We start from the raw sequence: 2428 nt of genomic DNA on the forward strand, positions 1-2428 counted from the left end.
CAAGTTGCGTGATTGTCCGTATTCTGGTAGTATAATCCGCATGGAAAAAGAAGAGAAAGAAGGGCAGGATGAGAAAGAAGCCGGCATCTATGAGCTCGGCTTCATTCTGTTGCCCACCATTCCTGAAGAAAAGATCGGGGAAGAGGTCTCTAAAGTAAAGGACGCGGTAGGGGAGAGCGGGCTTGTTATTTCCGGCGCGGACGCCGAGATGATAACTCTTGCCTATCCGATGGTTAAAGTCTTGGGAGGCAAGAACAGCACGTTCACTTCCGGATATTTTGGCTCACTTATCTTTCAAACAGGAAGCGACACCGTCGGCGACGTCAAAGTAGCGCTTACGAAAAATGATCGCGTACTGCGATTCTTGATCATCAAACGAACAAAGGAAAGCTTGCTGCCAAGCGTGAGAAAGTCCTCCTCCACGAGAGAAAAGGCGCCGATGGGGGCAAAAACGAAAGACGAGCGAACACCCGTAGAGCGGAAGGCTCTCGAAGAAGAGATAGATAAGACCATTGAGGAACTTGTTGCTGGATAAGCTAACAACAGGATATGGTATACTAAAAACGCATGGCAAAAAAAGTCACAATTGAAGATATCGCAGTAATGACCCAGAAGGGGTTTGCGGGCATGGACAAGCGCCTTGATGGCATAGATAAACGGCTTGACGGCATGGACAAGCGTCTTGATGGCATAGACAAGCGTCTTGACGGCATAGATCAACGTTTGGACCGCATAGAGAATCTGCTTATCAGAAGTCTTGATAATAGGGTTGAGCGTCTTGAGGATAAAATGAGACAGCTTGAAACTGCTATCGGCAAGTAATTCACATACTAACTCCATGTATCTCAATAAAGCATTCATCATTGGCAATTTGACCCGCGACCCTGAACTGAAATCCCTCCCTTCGGGTATGAAAGTAACCTCTTTTTCCGTAGCGACGAACAGAGTGTGGAAAGATAAGGATGGCAAGCGTCAAGAAGGAACCGACTATCATAATATCGTGGTATTCGGGAGGCAGGCGGAGACCGTCGCGCAGTACTTAAAGAAGGGGAGCTCGGCACTCGTGGAAGGACGCATCCAGACGCGCAGTTGGGACGGACAGGACGGCAAAAAGAATTACAGGACGGAAATCGTTGCCGATAGGGTGCAGTTCGGAACACGAGGGAGCGACAGTCCCGCCGGGGGGCCGAAGGAGGGGGCGTTGAAAAACCAAGGTAGCGCGCCGGAATCAATTGATACCATTGAATACCCTGAAGAAGAGATTAACCCCGACGATATACCATTCTAATAAAGACCATTCATACTATGCAGTGTCATTTTTCAACAAACAATATTAAATATATAGACTACAAGAACACGGAAACGCTCAAGAAGTTTCTTAATCCTCATGCGCGACTACTCGCAGGCAAGCGGACGGGAGTGTGCGCGAAGCACCAGCGCAAATTGGCGGTTGCGGTCAAGAGAGCGCGCTTCATGGGACTCCTCCCGTACGTCTCGCAGTAAAAGTTTTGAGACTTTTCAAAGAAAAAGACCGCGCCTGAAAGGCGCGGTCTTTTTCTTTGACAGATTTTTAGGATGCCGCTTTTTCTACGCGCTCAACGTACGCTTCCGTGTCGGTGTTGATCCTGATGATATCTCCCGTATTGATGAACAGCGGCGTATTGACGGACGCGCCTGTTTCAAGTACGACCAGCTTATTGCCGCCCTGGGCGGTGTCGCCCTTTATGCTGGGGGGTGCTTCGGTAACTTTGAGTTCCACTTTCACGGGCGGCTTGATGCCGATAATGCGCTCCGTGTCGTCAGTGTGAAATACGAGCGCTTCTATGAGCGTATTTGCTTTCACGAATTTCAAGCCGTTGCCGACCGTTTCTTGAGGCAGAGTGAATCGCACTTTCGGGTCATGTTCTTCACAAAACCAAAACTCGCCTCGGTTGTGATAGAGATATTTGATCATTCGCGTATTGATGTCGGCTTCGTCCGCTTTTTCCGCCTGCCCGAATGAACGTTCCGTCACTTTTCCGGAGATGAGGCTTCGGAGTTTGGTCTGATTGACCGGCTTACGCATCTGTTTTCTGAACACGTGCGATCCGATGACCTCGTAGGGCTCCCCGTCCAACACGATGTATTTTCTTAGGGTAATTTCGTTATATTCCAACATAATGTTGCTCATTCTATCTTAAAATTCGTTTTCTATCAACACCGGGACAATACGGGTAAAAAGAGGTAACTTTTTTGTCACCGCCTCTGTTGTAATAAGCGAACCCCGAAGGAGACTCACCTGCAGTTCATCAAGAAGACAGCGTAGGTCAAGATAAACAACAATCCCGGGGTGGGTCAGGTCGAAGCGATATTATCAATAAAGTAGGCGGATTTTGGGGAGCAGAGAAGGTTGCTCCCTATAAACCGCATACCATTGTATAATATAATA

General features: G+C 48.3%; 5 protein-coding genes. 4 read left to right on the plus strand and 1 reads right to left on the minus strand.

What is annotated here, in order from left to right; all coding sequences use genetic code 11:
* The 4 genes from AAB523_03475 to rpsR form a co-directional block, all read left to right on the plus strand.
* On the plus strand, positions 1 to 535 hold a 535-nt coding region (locus AAB523_03475; GenBank protein ID MEK7556314.1), incomplete at its 5' end, for a 30S ribosomal protein S6.
* A gap of 32 nt (positions 536 to 567) precedes the next feature.
* On the plus strand, positions 568 to 822 hold the full coding sequence (locus tag AAB523_03480) for a hypothetical protein (GenBank protein MEK7556315.1): 255 nt from the start codon (positions 568 to 570) through the stop codon (positions 820 to 822).
* A 16-nt stretch (positions 823 to 838) separates the two neighbouring features.
* Entirely contained in the window at positions 839 to 1288 is a 450-nt protein-coding gene (locus AAB523_03485) for a single-stranded DNA-binding protein (GenBank protein ID MEK7556316.1), read from the plus strand.
* A gap of 17 nt (positions 1289 to 1305) precedes the next feature.
* A complete protein-coding gene (rpsR, locus tag AAB523_03490) occupies positions 1306 to 1503 on the plus strand; it encodes a 30S ribosomal protein S18 (protein MEK7556317.1) in 198 nt (65 codons plus the stop codon).
* A 67-nt stretch (positions 1504 to 1570) separates the two neighbouring features.
* On the opposite strand, the gene AAB523_03495 is transcribed toward rpsR, so the two are convergent.
* Positions 1571 to 2158 carry an elongation factor P gene (locus tag AAB523_03495; GenBank protein MEK7556318.1) on the minus strand — a complete coding sequence of 196 codons (588 nt, stop codon included), beginning with the start codon at positions 2156 to 2158 and terminating at the stop codon, positions 1571 to 1573.
* Positions 2159 to 2428: the final 270 nt, after the last annotated feature.

This window comes from Patescibacteria group bacterium (assembly GCA_038063375.1).
Classification (GTDB): Bacteria; Patescibacteriota; Minisyncoccia; order Phycocordibacterales; family JANLHH01; genus JANLHH01.

What these genes read in the sequence shown, in the direction of transcription:
- AAB523_03480 (MEK7556315.1), top strand. Translation starts at nt 568, where the DNA reads ATGGCAAAAAAAGTCACAATTGAAGATATCGCAGTAATGACCCAGAAG.
- AAB523_03485 (MEK7556316.1), top strand. Translation starts at nt 839, where the DNA reads ATGTATCTCAATAAAGCATTCATCATTGGCAATTTGACCCGCGACCCT.
- rpsR (MEK7556317.1), top strand. Translation starts at nt 1,306, where the DNA reads ATGCAGTGTCATTTTTCAACAAACAATATTAAATATATAGACTACAAG.
- AAB523_03495 (MEK7556318.1), bottom strand. Translation starts at nt 2,158, where the DNA reads ATGTTGGAATATAACGAAATTACCCTAAGAAAATACATCGTGTTGGAC.